This is a genomic window from Stenotrophomonas rhizophila (assembly GCF_000661955.1).
GTDB classification, from domain to species: domain Bacteria; phylum Pseudomonadota; class Gammaproteobacteria; order Xanthomonadales; family Xanthomonadaceae; genus Stenotrophomonas; species Stenotrophomonas rhizophila.
The window spans coordinates 55,558-77,879 of the sequence record NZ_CP007597.1; the positions used below are offsets into that span (position 1 = coordinate 55,558).

Below are 22,322 nucleotides of genomic sequence, written 5' to 3' on the forward strand. Positions count from 1 at the left end.
GGACCTGGCTGCCTCACCAATGCGCTGGCTTGTCGATGGGCTTCTTCCCGGTCTGGATCCGGTGAGGCAACTGGCAGCTCGCCAACTCTTCATCGTGGATATGGCTGCGCGCCCAATCCGCATTCGCTGACAGGGAGGACATCATGTTGCGGTGGGCAACCGCACCTTCCTCGGGAGGCCGCCTTGGGGTGATCACTCCAAGGCGGATACCCGGAAAGTCCTCTCTGATGGCGCGTAGCACCGGTTCCACATCACTGTCGTTGGAACACACCACCAGCTGTGAGAATCGTCCTGATGCCGCATCGCGGTACATCGCCAGCGCAATGTTCACATCCGTCTGTTTTTCCTCGAGCTTCCAGACCCTCACCCTATCGGCTCGGTTGAAGGGCTGCCCATCGACATATCGCGGCATCTTCGTACCGCTGCGATCATGCGTGTGGGTTCCCATTGTCTTCTGGAAACGGGTTCCGTGACGTATTTCGTGCCCACGTAGAAAGCTGTCCTGCGCGATCGTGGACGCATTGCCGTGGGTAGAAAAGCGGGCGAGGCAAAACGCGCTGAAGTACCTGACCAACGTCAACTGTGACGACGGCGTCTGCTCATGCACCAGGCGTTCGAACAGCCTGACAATATCGATCCACTTGTAGGGCGTCCCGCGGATCCGACCATAGTAAAAGTTGTAGCCATCCACGTAGACGGCGGTGGTTTCAGTCATGCGCACGTTCCTTCGGGCATGAAAAAACCGCCTTTCGGCGGTTTTTTCGTCCCAGGCCGTTTAGCCAACTGAATGACGACGGCGAGGGCGGGGTCGTGGGGCCATTACAACAGTCTGTTGCCATGGCGGTCAAATGACGGGGTCACACCTTGAGGCCGCTTCATCCACTTGGCGTTTATCGATTTCCTGCCAGCCATTGCTGGATCAGATCGGCTGCTTTGGCCACGCCAGTTTCCATACCCATCGCCCTTCCCAGAGCAGCAGCCCGTTCACGCGTTCCGGCGTGTTCGACGAAGCCAATGGCCCGCGCCAGCGTGTTGGCATCCAACCGCTTCGGCGACAACGCCGCCGGCGCCACGCCCAACGCCTGCAAGCGCGCCGCCCAGAAAAACTGGTCGGCCGCGAATGGCATCACCAGCGATGGCACCCCGGCCCGGCAGGCCGAATGCGTGGTGCCGCTGCCGCCGTGGTGGATCACCAGCGCGCAGCGCGGGAACAGCGCCTCGTGCGGGGTTGGCCCGATCACGAACACGTGCGCGGGCAGGGGCATGCTGGGCAGCCCCGCCCAGCCAGGGAACAGCAGCACCCGGCGGGGCGCCAGTGCGCCCAGCAGCGCCGGCAGCACGCGGTCGCGATCAAAGCCGGTCATGCTGCCAAAGCCCAGGTACACCGGGGCGGGACCGGCATCGAGGAAGGCCTGCAGGTCCGGTGGCGGTTGCCACGGGCTGTCCGGCAGGCGCCACTGGCCGCAGATGCGATGGTTGGCGGGCCAGTCCGCCGGTTGCGGCAGCAGGCTGGGCGAGATGCCGTAGAGCATCGGCAGATCGCGCCAGAGGCTGCGTCGCGGTGGCATGCCCAGCGCGTGCCGGGCCTGGTTGATCGGCTGCCGGAAGGTGCGCCAGACCGCCTGGTTGACCAGCCCGTAGCTGAGCCGGTTCAGCGCACCGGGCAGGGGCAGCCGGGGCAGGAACGGGGACGGGAAGGCGGCGGTGGGCGTCAGCGGGATCATGCCCAGCCCGATCGCGGGCAGGCCATGCCGCTCGGCCACGGTCATGCCCACGAAGGCGGCCAACCCACCGGTCAGCACCGCATCGCACCCGGCGGCGGCCGCATCGGCCTGCCGGGTCCACGCCGGCACGTGCCGGCGCGCCATCCGGGCCAGTCCGCGCGAGGCGGCCAGCGTGTTGTTGCCGCGCGACACCAGCGCCACCACCTCGTCGTGGATGTCGCCCTCCAGCGCGGCGTGCGGCACGCCCAAGGCGCGCGCGCTGCCCAGGGTGCCGCCCTCGGCCAGCAGCATCACCTCGTGTCCGGCGGCCATCAGGCCGTGGCAGAGCATGACCAGCGGGCGGGTGTCGCCTTCGGTGCCGTAGGTAAGTGCCAGCAGCCGCATCGAGGGGTCCAGGGGAAAAGGGCGGCCAGTATCGCCGTCGCCCTCGGGTGGCTATGCGAACATCGCGGATCGGGCCGGCACCGGGGGCGCCATGCCCCTGTGGACAACTTGCGCCAGCCCACGGCCTGCGGCATAATGCGCGGCTCGCTGTGTCCAGAAAGCTTTGGATCGGCGGCCGGGAACACGTCATCCGGCCTGCCCTCGACAGCGTAACCCTTTGATTCTCATGACGTGTGGCGGGAAACCGTCGAGGCCGCCGTCGCCCGGGCTATGGGCTGACAACTACTTTCATCGAGGTGCGCAATGTCCCGCGTATGCCAAGTTTCCGGCAAGCGAGTGCAGACGGGTAACAACGTCTCGCACGCCAACAACAAGACCCGTCGTCGTTTCCTGCCCAACCTGCACGAGCGCCGCTTCTGGGTTGCCAGCGAAAACCGCTGGGTCAAGCTTCGTGTTTCCGCGCATGCCCTGCGCACCATCGACAAGAACGGTATCGACTCCGTTCTGGCTGAGCTGCGTTCGCGCGGCGAAAAGGTCTGAGGAGTAAACGATCATGGCAGGCAAGCGCGATAAGATCCGTCTGATTTCGACGGCCAACACTGGCCACTTCTACACGACGGACAAGAACAAGAAGAACACCCCCGGGAAGATGGAATTCCTGAAGTACGATCCGGTCGTGCGCAAGCACGTCCTGTACAAGGAAGGCAAGATCAAGTAATCCGCAAGGGTACTTGAGCTTCCCCAAGAAAAAACCCGCCCTCGTGGCGGGTTTTTTTTTGGTTCTTTCTCTCGTCCGCTTGGCGAGCACCAAGCGCGCTGTGCACCTTTTCAGGCGCGGCCTGTGGGTGGGTTGGGCGCTGGCCCCCCAGACCCTTTCCGGCGAATGTCCCCCGGCGTCGGCCTGCGGCCGCCCCCTCCTCCTTTATTTCGCCTCCAAGGGCATGGGGGGCCAGCGCCCAACCCACCCACAGGCCCCGGAAAAGCCGGGCGTCCCCTTGCTTACCGCACGCCGAGCCCCGCAGCGGCCGGTAGGCTTCTGGGCAAAATAAAGGAGGAGGCCGCCACGCGGCCGGGGGACATTTGCACCAGGGGCCTACCGGCCGTTGCGGGGCCCTCACGCGCGCGACAGACCCCATCGGAGACGCCACCCGATCCAAACCGGCGCCCTCACAACCCGACCACGCACGTTGCACCCTGCGTAACCTGCTACGTCCCTCGAAACGAGGCGCTCCTCTCCATTGGGAGAAGCATCTTTTTCGATGGCAGGCTCTATGGGTCTCCTGACGAACTCACGAGGAGCCGGCCGGCGGCCGGCACTACCGGGTGCATGCACCGGCCATGTCAGAATGCCGGCCTACCTCCCGACGGGCGACGCGATGCTGTTCGAGTGGCTGCTGGGTTCGTGGTTGTTGATGCTGGATTGGCTGATCCGGCTGGCCGCGCTGTTGTGGATTCCCAGCCGCACCACGCCCGGTGCCGCGCGCAGCTGGCTGCTGCTGGTTGGCTTCGTGCCGCTGCTCGGCTTGCCGCTGTACCTGCTGTTCGGCCATCCGTGGCTGTCGCGCCAGCGCGTGCAGCGCCAGGCCGAAGCCTCGCAGGTGATCCGCGAGGAACAGGCGTTGCAGCCGCCGCTGCGCTGGACGCCGGAGCCCGACACCGCCACGGCCGAGATCGTGCCGTTGATCGAACGCCAGGGCGACTTCATGCCCATCCATGGCAACGCCGTGGAGCTGCTCGTGGACTACGACGCCTCGCTGCAGGCGCTGATCGCCGACATCGACCAGGCGCGTGAGCGCGTGCACCTGCTGTACTACCTGATGTTCGACGACGCGGTAGGCGAGGCCATCGTGCAGGCGTTGCAGCGTGCCGCCGCGCGCGGCGTGCATTGCCGCCTGCTGCTGGATGCGGTGGGCGCCAAGCGCGGGCTGCGCCATTACCGGCACCGGCTGCAGGCGCTGGGCGTGGACGTCCGCGCGATGCTGCCCGGCGGCCTGCGCTGGCGCCGCAGCGGGCGCATGGACCTGCGCAACCACCGCAAGATCGCGGTGATCGACAACCGGGTGGGCTACATCGGCTCGCAGAACCTGGCGCAGCCCGAGTTCGTGCCGGGCTTTCCCAACAGGGAACTGGTAGCGCGCGTACGCGGCCCGGGCGTGGCGCACCTGGAAGCGGTGTTCGCCAGCGACTGGTACATGGAAACCGGGCAGCGCCTGGATGTGCTCACCGCCGTGCCGGTGTGCTCGGCCGACGTGGCCACCCAGCTGCTGCCCAGCGGCCCGGCGTATCCCTTCAGCAACGCACGCGATGCGGTCAACGCGCTGATCCATCTGGCGCGTCGCCGCATCGTGCTGGTCACCCCGTACTTCGTGCCCGACGAGGCCACCCTCAGCGCACTGCGCATCGCCGCGCTGTCGGGCGTGCAGGTGCAGCTGATCCTGTCGGCCAGCAGCAACCAGCGGCTCACCGCCTGGGCGCAGGAGGCCTACTACGACGAACTACTGCGCAGCGGCGTGCGGATCGCGCTGTACGAGCCCTGCTTCCTGCACGCCAAGCACCTCACCGTGGACGAGGACATCGCGCTGGTCGGGTCGATCAACCTGGACATCCGCTCGTTCGCGCTCAACGCGGAAATCGGCATGCTCTGCTATGACCGCGGCATCGTCGCCCAGCTGCTGCATATCGAGAACGACTACCTGTTGCAGTCGCGCCAGCTGGAGCTGAAAAGCTGGCGCAAGCGCCCGACCTGGCGGCGCAGCCGCGAAGGCATCGCGCGGCTGGCCGATGCACTGATGTAGCGCTGCGGCGATGGCCCACACGGGGCCACCGCGCGCATCGCCTACAATCGGGGCATGACGGCAACCCAATCCCCTCGCCAGTGTGACCTGGCCATCGTCGGCGGCGGTGCGGCGGGCGTGCTGGTGGCGCTGCATGCGCTGCGCACGGCCACTGCTGCGCTGCATGTCACTTTGTTCGAGCCGGCCTCGGCGCTGGCCCAGGGCATCGCCTACGCCACGCCGTGGCCCGAGCACCTGCTCAACGTGCCGGCCGGCAAGATGAGCGCGTTGCCCGATGCGCCCGATGATTTCCTGGACTACCTGCTGCAGGTGGACGCGTTCCCCGGCCTGCCGCGCGATGCGGTAGCCGCCGAATACGCCCCGCGCCGCTGCTACGCCGCCTACCTGCAGGCACGCCTGGAGCAGGCGAAGGCCAGCAGCCCCGCGCAGTTCAACGTGGTGCATGATGCGGTTACCGCGTTGCAGCCCGGCACCGCCACGCAGCAGCTGACGCTGGCCGGTGGCGACACCTGGCAGGCACGCCAGGTGGTGCTGGCCTGCGGCAACAGCATGCGCCCGCTGCCGGTCACCGGCGCCGACGCGCTGCCTCCGGGCAAGGTGGTCGATGCGTGGGACTACGACGGCGTGCGGCTGCTGGCCGGCGACGGCGATCTGGCCATCATCGGCTCCGGCCTGAGCATGGCCGACAGCGTGGTGGCGCTGGCCAATGCCGGGCACCGCGGGCGCATCCACGTGCTGTCGCGGCATGCACTGCTGCCGCTGCCGCACGCGCACGGCGGCGCGGCTGGTTTCGATCCGCAAGCGCTGCCGGGTCTGCCAGTGCGGCAGGCGCTGCGTACGCTGCGCGGCCACGCCCGTGACGCCGTTGCGCAGGGCCTGCCGTGGCAGAGCGTGATGGATCGCATCCGCCCGCTGGGCCAGGCACTGTGGCGGGGTCTGGAGGCCGCCGACCAGCGTCGCTTCCTGCGCCACGTGGTGCGGTACTGGGACGTGCACCGCCACCGCATCGCCGAAAGTGTCGAGGCGCAATTGGCCGCGCTGGAACAGTCGGGCCAGCTGCAGCGCCACCGCGCCCGGCTCGATACCGTGCTGGTGCTCGACGGCACTCTGCAGGTGCATGCGCACGGCGCCGACGGTGGCCTGCCCCCGCTGCGCGTGGGCGCGCTGATCAATGCCACCGGCGTGGAAACCCGCGCCACCGCCATGCGCAACCCGCTGGTGCAGCAGTTGCTGGCCGACGGCCACGCCCGGCCAGGCCCGCACGGCCTGGGGCTGGATACCTCGGTGGCGCATGCCGAACTTCTCGCGGCCAACGGCCAGCCGCATCCGGGCGTGCAGGTGGTGGGCAGCCTGCGCATCGGCACGCTGTGGGAAAGCCTGGCCATTCCGGAGCTGCGGGTGCAGGCGCAGCAGGCCGCGGCGCGCGCGCTGGGCTGACGCCCTGCGTAGGTGGGCCAGCTGCGACACCTCGCGGTACCGGCTGACGCGAGGTATTCAAAGGGCTCATGCCTCTGTCTCGATCTTCGCATTGGTGACGGCGCGCAGACCGCTCTAGGCTGCTGCCTTTCAGACCGGGAATGCGCATGACGCCCACCTCCGCCCCGACCGCCCTGCGCGGACCCGTTACCCCGGCCGTGATGCGCCGCGTATTCGCCGTACTGGGTATGGGCATGCTGCTGGCCGCCTGTCGGCCGGCGGACAGTGCCGATGCCCCCGCATCCGGCGCGCCGGCCAACGCCGCAACGCCTGCGACCAGCGCAGTCGATGACATTCCGGCCTGCCCGGCCGGTGCCAGCGTCATGGACGGCTGGAACGATCGCGCCCCGCCACGGCGCATCTTCGGCAACACCTGGTATGTGGGCACCTGCGGGCTGTCGGCGGTGCTGGTGACCTCCGACCAGGGGCATGTGCTGATCGATGGCGGCACCGTGGCGGCCGGTCCCCTGATCGCCGCCAACATCCGTGCACTGGGCTTCGATCCGCACGCGGTGAAGTACCTGCTGAACTCGCACGAACACTCCGACCATGCCGCCGGCCTGGCCCACCTGCAGGCGGCCACCGGTGCCCCGCTGCTGGCGCGTGCACCGGCGGTAGCCACGCTGCGCAAGGGCAGGAGCGACCGCAGCGACCCGCAGTACCTCGAACCCGGTGGGACCTTCCCGCCGGTGGCCGACGTTGCGGTGATCGGCGACGGCGAGGTGGTCCGCGTTGGCCCGTTGGCGCTGACCGCGCATGCCACGCCAGGCCACACCCCCGGTGGCACCAGCTGGACATGGCGTTCCTGCGAGGGCGCGCGCTGCCTGGACATCGCCTACACCGACAGCGTCAGCGCCATCTCCGATGCGCAGTACCGCTACCTGGATCATCCGGAGATGGTGGCCGCGTTCCGCCGCGGCCTGGACACCCTTGCCGCGCTGCCCTGCGACATCCACGTGACGCCGCATCCGCTGGGCAGCGATCTGTTCGCCCGCCTGGCGGGCGATGGCACGCCGCCGTTGGTGGAGGCGGGGGCCTGTCAGCGTTACGCGCAGAACGGACGCGCCCAGCTGGACGCCCGCCTGAAGGACGAGGCCGCCGGCCGCAAGCCCTGACGCAGGGAGGGCGCGGAGGGCGTAAAATAGCCCGATGGATGTCTCCCACTTGCTCGACGGGCTCAACCCCGCCCAGCGCGAAGCTGTGTCCGCCCCGCCCGGCCACCATCTGGTGCTTGCCGGTGCCGGTTCCGGCAAGACCCGCGTACTTATCCACCGCATCGCCTGGCTGAATGAAGTCTGCGGCGTGCCCACCCATGGCATTTTTGCGGTGACCTTCACCAACAAGGCCGCCGGCGAGATGCGCCACCGCATCGACCTGCAGCTGCCGCAGGGCAGCCGCGGCGCGTGGATCGGCACCTTCCACGGGCTGGCCCACCGCCTGCTGCGCCTGCACTACCAGGACGCCAAGCTGCCCGACAGCTTCCAGGTGCTCGATTCGGACGACCAGCTGCGGCTGGTCAAGCGCGTGGTGCAGCAGCTGGAGATCGACGACAGCAAGCACCCGCCCAAGCAGATTGCGTGGTGGATCAACGAGCAGAAGGATGAAGGCCGCCGCCCGCAGCACATCCAGCCCGAGCCGCACGACGCGTGGCTGGAAACCATGCGCCAGGCGTACATCGCCTACCAGGAACGCTGCGACCGCGCCGGCCTGGTCGACTTCGCCGAGCTGCTGCTGCGCGCGCATGAACTGCTGCGCGACAACCCCGCGCTGCTGGCCCATTACCGCTCGCGCTTCCGCGAAATCCTGGTGGACGAGTTCCAGGATACCAACGCCATCCAGTACGCCTTCGTGCGCGTGCTGGCCGGCGACAGCGGCCACGTGTTCGTGGTCGGCGACGATGACCAGGCCATCTACGGCTGGCGCGGCGCCAAGGTCGAGAACGTCCAGCGCTTCCTGAAGGATTTCCCCGGCGCACAGACCGTGCGCCTGGAGCAGAACTACCGCTCCAGCGCCAACATCCTGGGCGCGGCCAACGCAGTGATCGCGCACAACCCCGACCGCATCGGCAAGGAACTGTGGACCGACAGCGGCGACGGTGACCCGATCGACCTGTACGCGGCCTACAACGAAATGGACGAGGCGCGCTATGTGGTCGAGCGCGCGCGCCAGTGGGTGCGCGACGGCGGCAGCTATGGCGATGCCGCGGTGCTTTACCGCAGCAATGCGCAGTCGCGCGCGTTTGAAGAAGCCCTGATCTCCGAGCAGGTGCCGTACCGCGTATATGGCGGCATGCGCTTCTTCGAGCGTGCCGAAATCAAGGACGCGCTGGCCTACCTGCGGCTGATGACCAACCGCAACGACGACGCCGCCTTCGAGCGCGCGGTGAACACGCCTACGCGTGGCATCGGCGACCGCACCCTGGATGAAGTGCGGCGGTTGGCGCGCAGCCACGCGATTTCGCTGTGGGAAGCCACCATGCTCACCACCCAGGGCAATGAACTGGCGGCGCGCGCACGCAACGCACTGGCCGGCTTCCTCACCCTGGTCAACCAGCTGCATGGTGAAGCCGGCGAGATGACCCTGGCCGAGCGCATCGACCACGTGCTGGTGCGTTCGGGCCTGCGCGAACACTGGTCCAAGGAAAGCCGCAACGCGCTGGATTCCGAATCGCGCGCGGACAACCTGGACGAACTGGTGTCGGTGGCCTCGCGGTTCGTGCGCCGCGAGGACGACATCGAAGAGACCGGCGAGACCATGAGCGAACTGGTCGCGTTCCTGTCCTACGCCTCGCTGGAGGCCGGCGAAGGCCAGGCCCAGGCGGGCGAGGAGGGCGTGCAGCTGATGACGCTGCACTCGGCCAAGGGCCTGGAGTTCCCGATCGTGTTCCTGGCCGGCATGGAAGATGGCCTGTTCCCGAGCGCACGCTCGCTCGAAGAAAGCGGGCGGTTGGAGGAAGAGCGCCGTCTGGCGTACGTGGGCATCACCCGCGCGCGCCAGAAGCTGGTGCTCAGCTACGCCGAATCGCGGCGCATCCACGGGCAGGAAAACTACAACGTGCCGTCGCGCTTCCTGCGCGAGATCCCGCGGGAACTGCTCAACGAAGTGCGGCCCAAGGTGCAGGTCTCGCGCACCGCCTCGCTCGGTGCCAACCGGGTGATGGGCCACGCCGCGCTGGAGGCGCCGCCGCTGAAGCTGGGCGCGCTGGTCAACCACCCGAAATTCGGCGAAGGCATGGTCACCGACTACGAGGGCAACGGCCAGCACGCGCGCGTGCAGGTGGAGTTCGCCGACGCCGGCAGCAAGTGGCTGGTGATGGCCTACGCCAACCTCACCGTGCTCTGAGCCCGGCGCGCCACGATTGCTGGGGAGCGGTTGAGTGGGAACATCCCACAGGTAGGTGCCGACCGTTGGTCGGCACTGACCGTCTGGCCTCAGAAATCCGCTGGAGGGCATCGATTCCATGCCGAGCTGGTGCTCGGCCTCGACTGACCGTCAGCGGCTGACAAAGTGCTCCAGCATCGATCTCAGTGAATCAACGTCCATTGCTTCTTCATCCTTTCGGTTGCGGATCAACGTAAACGCACCTTCGCTGGTTGAAAGCACCTCAACGACGTCACCTGTGTAGTTCGTGATCTCGATGAATCCATTGACTATGCCGCTCAGGTTCTTCACTTCCGAGATCAATGTGGCGAACGTCACGATGGCGCCGCACGCCTCCGTTCCGCCCCCGGTTCCAGGGTTGTCGAAGTAAACGCTGATTTTTGGGGAGACAGTTCGGGTCCAGTCGAACACCGCTACGGTCCTCAGGATGGCATCCCTGAACGCGTCCGCCGACTCATCGCCGGCGAACTCGCACCGGAAGATCGGGATACAGAGAAACAGTTGCCCACGCTTTGCCTCGAGGCGGCCTTTGAGATGGCCGTGATACGTGTGGGGAACCGCCATTGCGTGGGTAAACCCATAGTCGTTCGCCTGCAGCTCAAAAACAGTGGGCGCTCCTGGCGGCAGACAAGCGGGTGCCTGCATTGTCACGCTCGAGGCGAACTTCCTGTCTTCGATGCCTTTCGAGACCACAAGCAAGTCCTGGTCTTCGGTGCTTCTCAGGCAGTACGCGTAGTTGAACTGCGGCAGCACGTGCTGGAAGAAATAGCATCCTGACTCGCTCTGGACATCGTCAAAGTCCTGGAGAAGGTCGTCTCTTGAGATCATATGGGCATCCTCTACGATGGTAGTGCGTCTGCGCTTGATGCTTGGCGGGGTGACGCCCGTGGCGGGCCCGGAATGACGTCGCCAGAGTGAAGGTGCACGCGCGGAGATCACGATTGCAGGTGAAGGCGTGCGGCACCATACACATAGTACGAGTGGTGGTACCAGGCACTGACCGAGTGTTGCAGATGAAGGAATTCCGAAATCCATGACCCAACGCGTTCCACGCCACGTCTTGTTCATCTGCAGCCAGAACCGCCTGCGCAGCCCCACGGCCGAGCAGGTGTTCGCCGCCTGGCCGGGCATCGAAACCGCATCGGCCGGGCTCAAGCCCGATGCCGATGTGCCGGTCAGCCCGGAGCTGCTGGAATGGGCCGAGCTGATCTTCGTGATGGAGCGTGCGCACCGCAGCCGCCTGTCCAGCCGGTTCCGGCCCTGGCTGGGCGGCAAGCGCATCATCTGCCTGGATATTCCCGACGACTACGCCTTCATGCAGCCGGCACTGGTGGAGATGCTGGAGCGCAAGGTTGCGCCGTTCCTGCGGTGAGGGCCTGCCGGCCGCTGGCCGGCTGCTCTTCGCTCGGTTGTTATCGGGAGCCGGCCAGCGGCCGGCACTACAATGGGGCGTATTCCGTTGGCACAGGCCACCCCCATGACCGATTCCCCGCTGCACGTCACCGTCAAATTGAATGCCAAGCTGCAACCCGAGCATCGCCATGAGCTGTTCGAGGATCCGCTCGATGCGCTGCTGGAAAGCGCTGAGCTGGGCCAGCTTACCGGCGGCGGCACTGCGCTGACCGACGAGGGCGAAGTGGACTACGGCGATATCGAGATTGCCCTGACCGACCCGGCCTCGCTGCCGGGCGTGATCGAACTGCTGGAACAGCTGGGCGCGCCGAAGGGCTCGCTGATCCAGCGTGCAGGCGAACCGGACCAGCCGTTCGGCGTCACCGAAGGCCTGGCGCTGTACCTCAACGGCACCGACCTGCCCGATGAGGTCTACGAGCAGTGCGACTCGAACTATGTGTTCGAGCAGATCGTCGAGCGGATTGAAGGCGTGGGCGAGATCTGCAGCTGGTGGCAGGGGCCGACCGAGACCGCGCTGTATCTGTACGGCGTGTCGTTCGAGACCTTGCGCGAGCGCATCGCCGACCTGGTCGCCACCTACCCGCTGTGCCAGGGCGCGCGCGTGGTGAAGATCGCCTGATCATCGTGTAACGGTGCCGGGTGTGCGAGCAGCCGACCAACGGTCGGCTCTACCGAACCCCAGACCGTTGGCAGGCCGCCAACCCCGGTAGAGCCGACCGTTGGTCGGCTGCACGCGCGCCTGATCGAGAAATTCCTGCCGGTCGAGTTCGACTGGCAGCCGCATGAGGGCGGGTGGCAGGTGACGGTCAGTCGTTGACCGCACGCGCCACCCGGGGCGGGACAAGGTCGGGGGTGCGCGCCCCGAACAGGGTCAGCCACAGGCCGCTGCCGATCTCACCGAGCGAAGCGGGCAGCGTGGCGTAGTTGGAGAGTGCCGTCGTGGCGTAGCCGGGGATCAGCAGCTCGCCGAACACGTTGAGCAGGTAGCCGATGCCGCCGAGCATCAGCAGCACGCCGAGCACGCGCGGTATGGCGCGCGTGCGCCACACCAGCCAGCCGAACGGCAGCAGCCACAGGCCCCAGAACAGGCTGGCCAGGAAGATGTGGCTGCTCCAGCTTTTCAGCGCGGCCATCGCCAGCATCTGCAGCTGCCCGCCCGACAGCGCCCGCGCCAGCGCCGGGTCGGTGAGCAGGGTCACCGCCTCCAGGCGATGGGAAAGTGCGGCCAGCGCGATCGGTACTCCGGTGACCGCCAGTGCCACCATCAGCGTGGCCGCCGGGCGATGCGCCGCGGCGAACACGCGATACAGCAGCAGCGGTAGCAGCAGGAAGGCGATCTGCTCCAGCGCGAAGGCGGCGATGCCGGCGCGGAACAGGTCGGCATGCGCGATCACGTTGGCCACGGTGGCGGCGGGATCGTCACCGACGCTGATCCGGGAAGGCACATAGGCCAGGCTGAAGATGCCGGTGGCGATCACCACCAGATACACCCCACCGGCCAGGCGGCCGGTCCGCTGCTGCGTTGCCATCGTGCCGCTCCGGGTGCCGGTGTGGAAGGACCGGTTGCCGCCACCGTACGGCGCTGGTGGGGCTGCGGTGACTGCCGGAAGTCACGCGCCGACGGACGGTAGGGCGGCGCAGGGCCGCCCGCCGCGGGCGCCGGCGCCCCCACTCGTCGGCCATGGCCGTGCACTCATCCCGCATTTCAGCCGCTTCGTCGCGTGCCGCTTGTGGCGGTCCGGCGCGGCGACCAGAGTCTGGCGCTGTCCGCTGGGAGCGCGCAAATGAACAAGGGAACTCCGTACCTGTTGGCTGTCCTGGTTGCGCTGACGCTGTCGGCAGACTGGGTGGCACCGGTCGTGGCCCTGTTCGAGCATGCCTACGCCTGCCTGCAACACGGCGGTGGCCTGGACCTGGTCCGGCTGCGCTGCGAACCGCGCCCGGATGGCCTGTGCGCGTTGCTGGCGTCCTGGCCGTTCTGGGCCACCGCGGTCGCGTTGGCGGTGGCCACGCTGGTTGTCACGCGCGGACCGCGGCGGCAGCTGCGCCTGCGCTGAACCGGACGCGCTGCGGGCTTACCGGCGTCGTGGCGAACCGGCATCATCAGCAGCCGCATTGCAGGAACGATCATGGCGCTGAGCGAGAAGGACAAGATGCTGTCCGGCCAACCCTACCGGCCGGGCGACCCGCAGCTGCAGGCCGAGATGGCGGCGGCCAAGGCCTGGATGGTGCGCTACAACGCCGCCCTGGCCGAGGCGCCGGATGTCCGCCGTGCGCTGCTGCGCGAGCGCCTCGGCGCGGTCGGCGACGGCACGGTGATCCGCCCGCCGTTCCATTGCGACTACGGCAGCCACATCCACCTGGGCACCGGGGTGTTCCTCAACTACAACTGCGTGATCCTGGACGTGGCCGAGGTGCACATCGGCGATGGCACCCAGATCGGCCCGGCAGTGCAGATCTACGCGGCCGACCACCCGCGCGACCCGCAGGCGCGGGCACAGGGGCTGGAGCTGGCGCGACCGGTGCGGATCGGGCGCAATGTGTGGATTGGCGGTGGCGCCATCCTGCTGCCGGGCGTGCGCATTGGCGACAATGCGGTGGTGGGTGCAGGCAGCGTGGTCACCCGCGACGTGGCGGCCGGTGCCACCGTGGTGGGCAACCCCGCACGCGTGGTGCCCCCGCGCGATTGATCCGGCTCAAGGCGCGGCCTCCACGCCGGGTGTGCAATGGTGGTCCCACACTGCACCGGAAGGAGCCCTGCCATGTACAAGCGAATCCTGATTGCCACCGACGGTTCGGAGCTGTCTGAAAAGGGCCTGCTCAAAGGCCTGGAACTGGCCAAGGATCTGAATGCCGAGGTCGACATCGTGACCGTGTCCGAGCCGTGGGCGGTGGGCATGTACGACGCGATGGGCTGGAGCGTGGGCTACATGAACAGCCCCGAGTACAAGGCCGACCGCGAAGAGACCGCGCAGAAGGTCCTGGCCCCGGCCAAGGCCACCGCCGAGGCGCAGGGCCTGCGTGCCAACGTAGTGCACGTGCTGGACCGGTATGCGGCCGACGGCATCATCGATACCGCCGTAGAGCGCAACAGCGACCTGATCGTGATGACCTCGCATGGCCGCCGCGGCGTCACCCGCGTGCTGCTGGGCAGCCAGACCGCCGAGGTGCTCGCGCGCAGCACCGTGCCGGTGCTGGTGATCCGATGACGGACGGCGCTGCGTAAGCGCGTCCCGGTAGTGCCGGCCGCTGGCCGGCTCCCGACCATGCCAGGTTTTACGAGGATCCGGCCAGCGGCCGGCACTACCGTGTTGGGTAGGGTTTGCCGAGGAGCCGGCCAGCGGCCGGCATTACCGTGGTGTGTAGGGTTTGCCGAGGAGCCGGCCAGCGGCCGGCATTACCGTGGTGTGTAGAGGTTGCGAGGAGCCGGCCAGCGGCCGGCATTACCGTGGTGTGTTGAGGGTGCGAGGAGCCGGCCAGCGGCCGGCACTACCGTGGGTGTGCTGAGGGTGCGTTCACCGCTACGGCCGCAGCTTCAGCGTCTGCGATTCATCCAGGGTGCCGTCAGGCTGCAGCACCACGAAGCGTTCGCCGCTGCGGTCGAACAGGACCGGGATCGGGTCGCGGAACAGCGGGCGGCGCACGAAGCGCAGGTGCCAGCCAAAGTGTTCCAGCGTTTCCACGGCCTGGCGTTGCGCGTCGGTGAGCCCGGCCCGCAGCTGGGCGGGGTCGGGCGGCTGGCGGCGTTCGGGCGTATTCATCTACTGAAACAAGGCAAAGTCCGGAGAACCTGTCGATGCAAGCAGCGTTCCAACCGCGTGGCGGGCGGGGCGCCTGCCGTCACCAGCTGTAGAGCTTCCAATACACCGGCGACACGCCGTCCTTGTCGCTGTCCATGCGGCCATCGCCGTTGCGGTCGTACATGTAGAACGCCGGGCCCTGCGCAGGCGTCACCTTGACCATCCGCAGCTGGCCACCCACGCGGTACTCCTGCAGCGTGTCGCCGTTGGCCAGGGTCTTGCTGGACACATCGGCACCGCTTACATCGACCGGGGGCTTACCGCCGCCGCCCGTGGTGGCACAACCGGCCAGCGCGAGCAGGCCAACCAGCAACAGGGTCTTCATGGGCCGAGGTCCTTGTACAAAGTGAAGGTCGATTATGCCCCACGCGTCGTCGTCGGCGTGTCTGGGGTCGGCGCGGGCGGGCGCGTAGAATCGTCGCATGAGCCGATTAGTCCTGATTGACGGGTCCAGTTACCTGTACCGCGCGTTCCACGCGCTTCCGCCGCTGACCAACGCCCACGGTGAACCCACCGGCGCGCTGTTCGGTGTGGTCAACATGCTGCGCGCCACCCTGAAGGAGCGCCCGGCCTACGTGGCGTTCGTGGTCGATGCGCCCGGCAAGACCTTCCGCGACGACCTGTATGCCGACTACAAGGCCAACCGCCCGCCGATGCCCGACGACCTGCGTCCGCAGATCGAGCCGATGTGCCGCATCGTCGAAGCGCTCGGCCTGAGCATCCTGCGCATTCCCGGCGTGGAAGCCGACGATGTGATCGGCACGCTGGCCCTGCAGGGCCACCAGGACGGCCTGCAGGTGACCATCTCCACCGGCGACAAGGACTTCGCCCAGCTGGTCCGCCCGGGCATCGAACTGGTCAACACCATGACCGGCAGCCGGATGGATTCGGATGCGGCGGTGATGGACAAGTTCGGCGTGCGCGCCGACCAGATCGTCGACCTGCTGGCGCTGATGGGCGACACCGTGGACAACGTGCCCGGCGTGGAGAAGTGCGGCCCCAAGACCGCCGCCAAGTGGCTGGCCGAGTACCAGAACCTGGACGGGGTGATGGCCGCCGCACCGGGCATGAAGGGCAAGATCGGCGAGAACCTGCGCGCGGCGCTGGAGCGCCTGCCGCTCAACCGCGAACTGGTCACCATCCGCACCGACGTGCCGCTGGAGTCCAGCCCGCGCACGCTGGCACTGCGCGACCCGGACGTACCCACCCTGGGCGAGCTGTACCTGCGCTACGGCTTCACCCAGGCGCTGAAGGAGCTGGGAGGCCCGGCCGCGGCGGCGGTGGCCGCCAGCGACGCCACGGTGAGCCTGCGTGGCACCGCCGCCGGGTACGCACGCAGCGCGCCGGCGGAAACGGCGGCCGAGGTCGATCCGGCGCTGTCGGCGCCCGGCGAGTACGAGACCGTGCTCACCACCGAACAGCTGGATGCCTGGGTGCAGCGCGCCGAGGCGGCCGACCTGATCGCCTTCGACACCGAAACCGACGCGCTCGATGCGATGCGCGCCAACCTGGTGGGCATCAGCCTGGCGGTGGAGCCGGGCAGGGCCGCCTATATCCCGGTGGGCCACAACTATCCCGGCGCGCCGGCCCAGCTGGGCGCCGAACAGGTACTGGCCGCACTGCGCCCGGTGCTGGAAAACCCCGACAAGAAGAAGCTCGGCCAGCACGGCAAGTACGACCTGCACGTGCTGCGCCGGCATGGCATCGACGTGCAGGGCTACCACGACGACACCATGCTGGAGAGCTTCGTGCTCAATTCCACCGCCACCCGCCACGACATGGATTCGCTGGCAATGCGCTACCTGGGCTACACCACGATCAAGTTCGAGGACGTGGCCGGCAAGGGTGCCAAGCAGATCCCGTTCTCGCAGGTGGGCCTGGACGAGGCAGGCCGCTATGCCGCCGAAGACGCCGACATCACCCTGCGCCTGCACCGCGTGTTGCAGCCACAGCTGCTGGCTGTTCCGTCGCTGGACGGGGTGTACCGCGACATCGAAATGCCGCTGGTGCCGGTGCTGGCCCGGATCGAAGCCAACGGCGTGCACATCGACATGGCCGAACTGCGCCGCCAGAGCCAGGACCTGAGCGTGCGCATGCTGGCCGCCCAGCAGAAGGCCACCGAGCTGGCCGGCCACACCTTCAACCTGGATTCGCCCAAGCAGCTGCAGGCGGTGCTGTTCGACGAGCTGAAGCTGCCGGCGCTGGTGAAGACCCCCAAGGGCCAGCCCAGCACCAATGAAGAGGCGCTGGAGGCCATTGCCGAGCAGCACGAGCTGCCGCGGGTGATCCTGGAGTACCGCGGGCTGGCCAAGCTGCGCAGCACCTACACCGACAAGCTGCCGGAGATGGTCAACCCGGACACCGGCCGGGTCCACACCAGCTACCACCAGTCCGGCGCGGCCACCGGCCGGCTGTCCTCGTCGGACCCGAACCTGCAGAACATCCCGATCCGCACCGACGACGGCCGCCGCATCCGCCGTGCGTTCGTGGCCCCGCCCGGGCGCAAGATCCTGGCCTGCGATTACTCGCAGATCGAGCTGCGGATCATGGCCCACCTGTCCGAAGACCCGGGCCTGGTGCGCGCCTTCGAACAGGGCGTGGACGTGCACCGGGCCACCGCGGCCGAGGTGTTCGGGCGCGCGCTGGACGAGGTCACCCCGAACGAGCGCCGCGCGGCCAAGGCGATCAACTTCGGCCTGATGTACGGCATGAGCGCGTTCGGGCTGGCCCGCAACCTGGGCATCGACCGCGGCCAGGCCCAGGATTACGTGGCGCTGTACTTCAGCCGCTACCCGGGCGTGCGCGACTTCATGGAGCGTATGCGCCAGCAGGCCCGCGACCAGGGCTATGTGGAAACCCTGGAAGGCCGCCGGCTGTACCTGAACGACATTCACGCCCGCAACCAGGGCCTGCGCGCCGGGGCTGAACGCGCGGCGATCAACGCCCCGATGCAGGGCACCGCGGCCGACATCATCAAGCGGGCGATGGTGAAAGTGGACGGGTGGCTGCAGGGCCAGGGCGACCAGGCGCGGATGATCATGCAGGTGCACGATGAACTGGTGTTTGAAACCGAAAGTGAGTTTCTCGATACCTTGCGTTTGAAGGTGGTGGAACTGATGTCGTCTTCAGCCCAGTTGCGGGTGCCGTTGGTGGTGGACGCCGGCGTCGGTGATAACTGGGATGAGGCGCACTGAGACGGAAATCACGCTCAAACAGCTGAATTGGTTCATGGCGCCTTGAAAAACTGACTGTCGGATGAATGTTTCCCCTACAGAGCTTTCATTAATTGGGCCCCTTCACGAACTATCAATGTTCGGGGTGCTTTTATAGACCTCGACAGGCGCAACGCCTGTTGTGGATCTCTCCCATCCCCTGGAGCAGATCTCGGAACGGGGGCTCCTCCCCAAGCGCCCGTTCCCCGGCCCCGCTGACCTCCCCCTGGTCGGCGGGGCTTTTTATTTGGGCCGCCATAAACTCCGCGCGGCCCGCCGCAGGACAGGCCCCCGCGCTGCCGATTGCCGTTTGCCCCACGCGCGGCCCATGCTGTGGGCTGGACCCGGGGAGAACCGCATGAGCGATCTGTTTGCATTGGCCATGCCGTGGTGGGAATTCATCCTGCGCGCGGTGGTGGTGTACGTTCTGGTGCTGGGCATGGTGCGGTTGTCGGGCAAGCGCGCGCTGGGCCAGATCACCCCGTTCGATGTGCTGCTGATCGTGCTGCTGGGCAATGCGGTGCAGAACGCCCTGCTGGGCAAGGACACGTCGCTGGGCGGCGGGCTGCTGCTGGCGGCCACGCTGATCCTGCTCAACTACGGGGTGGGGTGGTTGAGCACGCGCAGCCGGCGCGTGGAAACCCTGGTTGAAGGCGAGCCGGTGCTGATCGCGCGCGACGGCAAGCTGCTGGATTCGGTGCTCCGGCGCGAAATGGTCACCTCGTCTGATGTCGACGCGGCGCTGCGCCAACAGGGTTGCCTGTCGATCGACGATGTCGCGCTGGCGGTGCTGGAAATCAACGGCCACATCACCATCGTGCCGAAGAAGGGGTAATGCCACCCCATGGGTGGCTGCCTTCGTTGGGTACCGCAGCCACCCATGGGGTGGCTCTACCACCCGCCGGGGCGACCATCGGCCGTGCGCGATCCCACCCTCGGTAACGCACCGGCCTCTGCGGTGGCGCGTCCGGTTACACCCAGTCGCGCGGGACCAGGTAGTCGGCCAGGCGGGCTTCGTCGCTGCCGGTTTCGGGCTGGAAACCGTATTCCCAGCGTACCCGCGGTGGCAGGCTCATCAGGATGCTCTCGCTGCGCCCGCCGCTCTGCAGGCCGAACAGCGTGCCGCGGTCGTAGACCAGGTTGAACTCCACGTAGCGGCCGCGGCGGTACAGCTGGAACTCGCGCTCACGCTCGCCGTACGGCATGTCCTTGCGACGTGCCACGATCGGCAGGTAGGCGTCGAGGAAGCCATCGCCGACCGCGCGCAGGTAGGCAAAATCGCGTTCGAAGTCACCGTGCAGGTCGTCGAAGAACAGCCCGCCCACGCCGCGCGTTTCATTGCGGTGGCGCAGGAAGAAGTACTCGTCGCACCAGCGCTTGTGATCGGCATAGCGCCCTTCGCCAAACGGCGCACACAGGTCGTGCGCGACGCGGTGCCACTGCTGCACGTCCTCATCGAACGGATAGAACGGGGTCAGGTCGAAGCCGCCGCCGAACCACGACGCCACTTCCACGCCATCACGCTCGGCGCGGAAATAGCGCACGTTGGCATGGGTGGTGGGCAGGTACGGGTTGGCCGGGTGGAACACCAGCGATACCCCGGTGGCCCGCCACGAGGCACCGGCCAGCTCCGGCCGGTTGGCTGACGCCGACGGGGGCAGGCGGGTGCCGGCCACGTCGGAGAAGCCGATGCCGGCCTGCTCGAACACCGCGCCATCGCGCAGGATGCGGGTGCGGCCGCCACCACCCTCGGCGCGCTGCCATTGGTCTTCGGCGAACCGAGCCTGGCCGTCGGCGGCCTCGATGGCCGCACAGATGCGGTCCTGCAGGTCGGTCAGGTAGCTGCGTACGCGCTCGAATTCGTTCATGGCGCTACTTTACCGCAGCCCGGAGACCGGGCTGCAGGGTAGCGATGCGGCCGGCGCAACCGTGGCTGTCGCTTACGGCCGTTGGCGCCGCGCCGCCGTCGCAGGCGTCACTCGCCGCCTGCGGCCTCCTCGGCCATCGCACGCACCATCGCGCGCAGTGCCGGCCAATCACGGGTAGCGTCCACGTCGCAGGCGATGTGGGTAGCGCCGCCCTTGGCGCAGATGGCGGTCAACATGTTCGGCACCGCTTCGTCACCGGTATGTACATAGACCTCGGCCAGGCCCACGCAGCCATCGCGCACGCCGGCGGTGCACAGCGCGGCGTAGTAGGGCAGCGTGCTTTTCCAGTCTTCATCACGTGCACGCGCGCTGGCGGCCAGCTTGCAGCCCAGCAGCTGACCGGCCTTGCAGCAGGCCTCCGGACCGCCTTCGCGATCCAGCGTGGGGCAGTCCAGCGGCTGCGGAATCTCGGTGAAGCTCAGCGGTGCGCTGCAGGCGCCGGCGGCGCCGGGTTGACGCGTGTAGTGGGCAAAACGGGTGTTGCCGTCCATGCCCACCAGGCTGCCGTCGCGCGTGGTCTGCAGCACGACATCGTCGCCGATGTCGCGGCGCAGGTGGATCCGCCCGTCCTGCACGCGGGCACGCAGGCGCGTGGCGTAGCCGCTCAGCTGGACCACGCCGGCATCGCCGAACTGCAGGTCCGAGGGCAGGCCGTTCTCGGCCTCGTAGCGGCCACAGGGCAGGGTGGTGGCGGGCACCGGCGACAGCGCCGCCGCCGACAACCCGACCAGCGGTGCGACCAGTGTGCAGGCATGGGCGTCGGCGCGCGTGCTGCAGGCGTGCTGCAGGGCGTCGCGGGCCTCCAGCAACCGGCCGGCGTTCCACTGTGCCTCGGCGACGCTCTGGCAGAATTCCTCGCGTGGGTGCTGCTTGCACAGGCCTGCCAGTTCGATCAGCTGCTCGGACGGCAGTACGGCCTGCGATGCGTGGCTCAGCCCCATGATCGCCTTGCCCATGATCTCGCCTGCCATGGTTTCGCCCAGGCGCAGGCAGACCACCGGGTCGAATTCCTTGGCGGTTTCATCGCACTGCGCCGGCATGGGGAACGGCGGCGGCTCTTCCGGGGCGGCTGCGTTGGCCTGTTCCTGGTAGACCTCGATCAGGCGCTTGCAGGCCACCGGCACGTCTTCGCTGCACCACTGGCGCAGCTGCACCGGTTTGGCCTCGACGTAGTGCTCCAGGCAGCCCACCGGATCGGCGCGGCAGCTGCCTTCCTCGACCGCGTAGAACGGCTTGCAGGCCGCGGCCTTCTCGCGCACGAAATCGTGGTATCCGCCGGTCAGGGTGCGGTCGCCCTCGCCGAAGGTCCAGTTCTCCATGCGGCCGGTGGCCAGGTTGACCATGCCCAGCACATCCTCGCTGCGTGCGATGCGCAGTTCCTCGGTGGGCGAGTGGGCCGACGTCAGGAAGCCGTGGCCCTCGCTTTCCAGGATCAGGGTGGCGTTGCCATCGTCCTGCTTGTACGTGCCGCAGGCCATGGACTGGGCAGCGGCGGGAAGGCTGGCGGCGGCCAGAACGAGAACGGCCAGGGCACGCCAGCCGATGAAGCGGCGGCGCGCGGAAACAACAGAAGTCACAACAGCATCCTTGGGTGGAAATCGGGGGGCGTCGGCACGGGCGCAGGGGCCCGGCCGGGCCAGGTATCAGCGTTGCAGCCAGGCGCGCACGTCGGCACGCAGCAGGCGTGCGGCCAACCAGCCATGCAGGCCGGCAAAGCCCACGGCAGTGATCACCAGCATGCCGCTCAGGACGATGCGCTGCAGCTGCAGGTCGTGGCGCAGCTGGCGCATCTCGGGGGTGTCAGCGTGCCGCGTCAGGTACTGCGACAGGTGCGCCATTGCATCGTCCATCGCCCACGCGGCAACGAAGTTCAGCAGTGCGGTCACCACCAGCAACACGATGAACAGCCACACCGCCCATTGTTCACGGCGCAGCATGCCCACGCACGCCACCACACCCACCAGGCAGGTGAGCAGCATGGCCACGCAGATGCCCAGCGCATGTGTGGTCAGCCACTGCAGCGGCGGTGACAGCCAAGCCACATCGCGGGTTTCCACCTGTTCCTGCAGGAAGGCGCCGATCGACAGCGGGCCGGCGACCAGCGCCGCAATGGCCCAGCCCACGGCGGAGGCCACGCACACCAGCAGCACCGACTTGGCCATCGGCGACAGGAATTTCGGGGGCGCCAGCGGGTCTACGGGCGGCTGGG

Annotated in this window: 22 protein-coding genes; 13 read left to right on the plus strand and 9 right to left on the minus strand. The window is 67.8% G+C overall.

Features of this window, described 5'->3' with window-relative positions:
- Positions 1 to 13: 13 nt before the first annotated feature.
- Together DX03_RS00210 and DX03_RS00215 are read right to left on the minus strand one after the other, a co-directional pair.
- On the minus strand, positions 14 to 715 hold the full coding sequence (locus tag DX03_RS00210) for an NYN domain-containing protein (RefSeq protein ID WP_038685481.1): 702 nt from the start codon (positions 713 to 715) through the stop codon (positions 14 to 16).
- 175 nt (positions 716 to 890) lie between these two features.
- Positions 891 to 2,108, minus strand: coding sequence for a glycosyltransferase (locus tag DX03_RS00215; RefSeq protein ID WP_038685483.1), 1,218 nt, complete (start codon positions 2,106 to 2,108; stop codon positions 891 to 893).
- A 303-nt stretch (positions 2,109 to 2,411) separates the two neighbouring features.
- Between DX03_RS00215 and rpmB the strand changes: the two genes are divergently transcribed.
- The 6 genes from rpmB to uvrD all read left to right on the plus strand — a co-directional run bounded on the left by rpmB (position 2,412) and on the right by uvrD (position 9,721).
- Positions 2,412 to 2,648, plus strand: coding sequence for a 50S ribosomal protein L28 (gene rpmB / locus DX03_RS00220; RefSeq protein WP_019185625.1), 237 nt, complete (start codon positions 2,412 to 2,414; stop codon positions 2,646 to 2,648).
- Between the two features lie 10 nt (positions 2,649 to 2,658).
- Positions 2,659 to 2,826, plus strand: a complete 168-nt coding sequence (gene rpmG, locus DX03_RS00225; protein WP_172407465.1) for a 50S ribosomal protein L33 — start codon at positions 2,659 to 2,661, stop codon at positions 2,824 to 2,826.
- Between the two features lie 658 nt (positions 2,827 to 3,484).
- A complete protein-coding gene (gene cls, locus DX03_RS00230) occupies positions 3,485 to 4,903 on the plus strand; it encodes a cardiolipin synthase (protein WP_038691644.1) in 1,419 nt (472 codons plus the stop codon).
- A gap of 36 nt (positions 4,904 to 4,939) precedes the next feature.
- Positions 4,940 to 6,340, plus strand: a complete 1,401-nt coding sequence (locus tag DX03_RS00235) for an FAD/NAD(P)-binding protein (protein ID WP_038685489.1) — start codon at positions 4,940 to 4,942, stop codon at positions 6,338 to 6,340.
- A 146-nt stretch (positions 6,341 to 6,486) separates the two neighbouring features.
- Positions 6,487 to 7,494, plus strand: a complete 1,008-nt coding sequence (bla, locus tag DX03_RS00240) for a subclass B3 metallo-beta-lactamase (RefSeq protein ID WP_244880155.1) — start codon at positions 6,487 to 6,489, stop codon at positions 7,492 to 7,494.
- A 34-nt stretch (positions 7,495 to 7,528) separates the two neighbouring features.
- Positions 7,529 to 9,721 carry a DNA helicase II gene (uvrD, locus tag DX03_RS00245; RefSeq protein ID WP_038685491.1) on the plus strand — a complete coding sequence of 731 codons (2,193 nt, stop codon included), beginning with the start codon at positions 7,529 to 7,531 and terminating at the stop codon, positions 9,719 to 9,721.
- Positions 9,722 to 9,871: 150 nt separating this feature from the next.
- Here the strand turns inward: uvrD and DX03_RS00250 are convergent, their stop codons facing one another.
- Complete coding sequence (locus DX03_RS00250) at positions 9,872 to 10,588, minus strand: hypothetical protein (protein ID WP_038685493.1); 717 nt, start codon at positions 10,586 to 10,588, stop codon at positions 9,872 to 9,874.
- Positions 10,589 to 10,793: 205 nt separating this feature from the next.
- On the opposite strand from DX03_RS00250, the gene DX03_RS00255 reads away from it, so the two are divergent.
- Together DX03_RS00255 and DX03_RS00260 are read left to right on the plus strand one after the other, a co-directional pair.
- A complete protein-coding gene (locus DX03_RS00255) occupies positions 10,794 to 11,132 on the plus strand; it encodes a low molecular weight protein tyrosine phosphatase family protein (protein WP_038685495.1) in 339 nt (112 codons plus the stop codon).
- A 105-nt stretch (positions 11,133 to 11,237) separates the two neighbouring features.
- Positions 11,238 to 11,792 carry a hypothetical protein gene (locus tag DX03_RS00260; RefSeq protein ID WP_038685497.1) on the plus strand — a complete coding sequence of 185 codons (555 nt, stop codon included), beginning with the start codon at positions 11,238 to 11,240 and terminating at the stop codon, positions 11,790 to 11,792.
- 187 nt (positions 11,793 to 11,979) lie between these two features.
- Here the strand turns inward: DX03_RS00260 and DX03_RS00265 are convergent, their stop codons facing one another.
- Entirely contained in the window at positions 11,980 to 12,702 is a 723-nt protein-coding gene (locus DX03_RS00265; RefSeq protein ID WP_038685500.1) for a DUF4386 domain-containing protein, read from the minus strand.
- 255 nt (positions 12,703 to 12,957) lie between these two features.
- On the opposite strand from DX03_RS00265, the gene DX03_RS00270 reads away from it, so the two are divergent.
- The 3 genes from DX03_RS00270 to DX03_RS00280 all read left to right on the plus strand — a co-directional run bounded on the left by DX03_RS00270 (position 12,958) and on the right by DX03_RS00280 (position 14,382).
- The gene (locus DX03_RS00270) at positions 12,958 to 13,230 is read left to right on the plus strand and encodes a hypothetical protein (protein ID WP_038685502.1); all 273 of its coding nucleotides are present in this window, start codon (positions 12,958 to 12,960) and stop codon (positions 13,228 to 13,230) included.
- A 72-nt stretch (positions 13,231 to 13,302) separates the two neighbouring features.
- Positions 13,303 to 13,863: a sugar O-acetyltransferase gene (locus DX03_RS00275; RefSeq protein WP_038685504.1), complete on the plus strand. Its 561-nt coding sequence runs from the start codon at positions 13,303 to 13,305 to the stop codon at positions 13,861 to 13,863.
- 72 nt (positions 13,864 to 13,935) lie between these two features.
- Positions 13,936 to 14,382, plus strand: coding sequence for a universal stress protein (locus tag DX03_RS00280; protein WP_038685506.1), 447 nt, complete (start codon positions 13,936 to 13,938; stop codon positions 14,380 to 14,382).
- Positions 14,383 to 14,694: 312 nt separating this feature from the next.
- Here the strand turns inward: DX03_RS00280 and DX03_RS00285 are convergent, their stop codons facing one another.
- Together DX03_RS00285 and DX03_RS00290 are read right to left on the minus strand one after the other, a co-directional pair.
- Positions 14,695 to 14,934 (minus strand): hypothetical protein, encoded by a 240-nt coding sequence (locus tag DX03_RS00285; protein WP_038685508.1) that lies wholly within the window; start codon positions 14,932 to 14,934, stop codon positions 14,695 to 14,697.
- 79 nt (positions 14,935 to 15,013) lie between these two features.
- A complete protein-coding gene (locus DX03_RS00290; RefSeq protein WP_038685510.1) occupies positions 15,014 to 15,298 on the minus strand; it encodes a DUF2782 domain-containing protein in 285 nt (94 codons plus the stop codon).
- A gap of 97 nt (positions 15,299 to 15,395) precedes the next feature.
- Between DX03_RS00290 and polA the strand changes: the two genes are divergently transcribed.
- Together polA and DX03_RS00300 are read left to right on the plus strand one after the other, a co-directional pair.
- Positions 15,396 to 18,167 carry a DNA polymerase I gene (polA, locus tag DX03_RS00295; RefSeq protein ID WP_038685512.1) on the plus strand — a complete coding sequence of 924 codons (2,772 nt, stop codon included), beginning with the start codon at positions 15,396 to 15,398 and terminating at the stop codon, positions 18,165 to 18,167.
- A 376-nt stretch (positions 18,168 to 18,543) separates the two neighbouring features.
- On the plus strand, positions 18,544 to 19,020 hold the full coding sequence (locus DX03_RS00300) for a DUF421 domain-containing protein (protein ID WP_038685514.1): 477 nt from the start codon (positions 18,544 to 18,546) through the stop codon (positions 19,018 to 19,020).
- 136 nt (positions 19,021 to 19,156) lie between these two features.
- Here DX03_RS00300 and hemF read toward each other — a convergent pair whose 3' ends face one another.
- From hemF to DX03_RS00315, 3 genes are all read right to left on the minus strand, one after another.
- The gene (gene hemF / locus DX03_RS00305; RefSeq protein ID WP_038685516.1) at positions 19,157 to 20,053 is read right to left on the minus strand and encodes an oxygen-dependent coproporphyrinogen oxidase; all 897 of its coding nucleotides are present in this window, start codon (positions 20,051 to 20,053) and stop codon (positions 19,157 to 19,159) included.
- Positions 20,054 to 20,160: 107 nt separating this feature from the next.
- On the minus strand, positions 20,161 to 21,690 hold the full coding sequence (locus DX03_RS00310) for a hypothetical protein (RefSeq protein ID WP_051598686.1): 1,530 nt from the start codon (positions 21,688 to 21,690) through the stop codon (positions 20,161 to 20,163).
- A gap of 66 nt (positions 21,691 to 21,756) precedes the next feature.
- Positions 21,757 to 22,275, minus strand: a complete 519-nt coding sequence (locus DX03_RS00315) for a hypothetical protein (RefSeq protein WP_051598687.1) — start codon at positions 22,273 to 22,275, stop codon at positions 21,757 to 21,759.
- Positions 22,276 to 22,322: the final 47 nt, after the last annotated feature.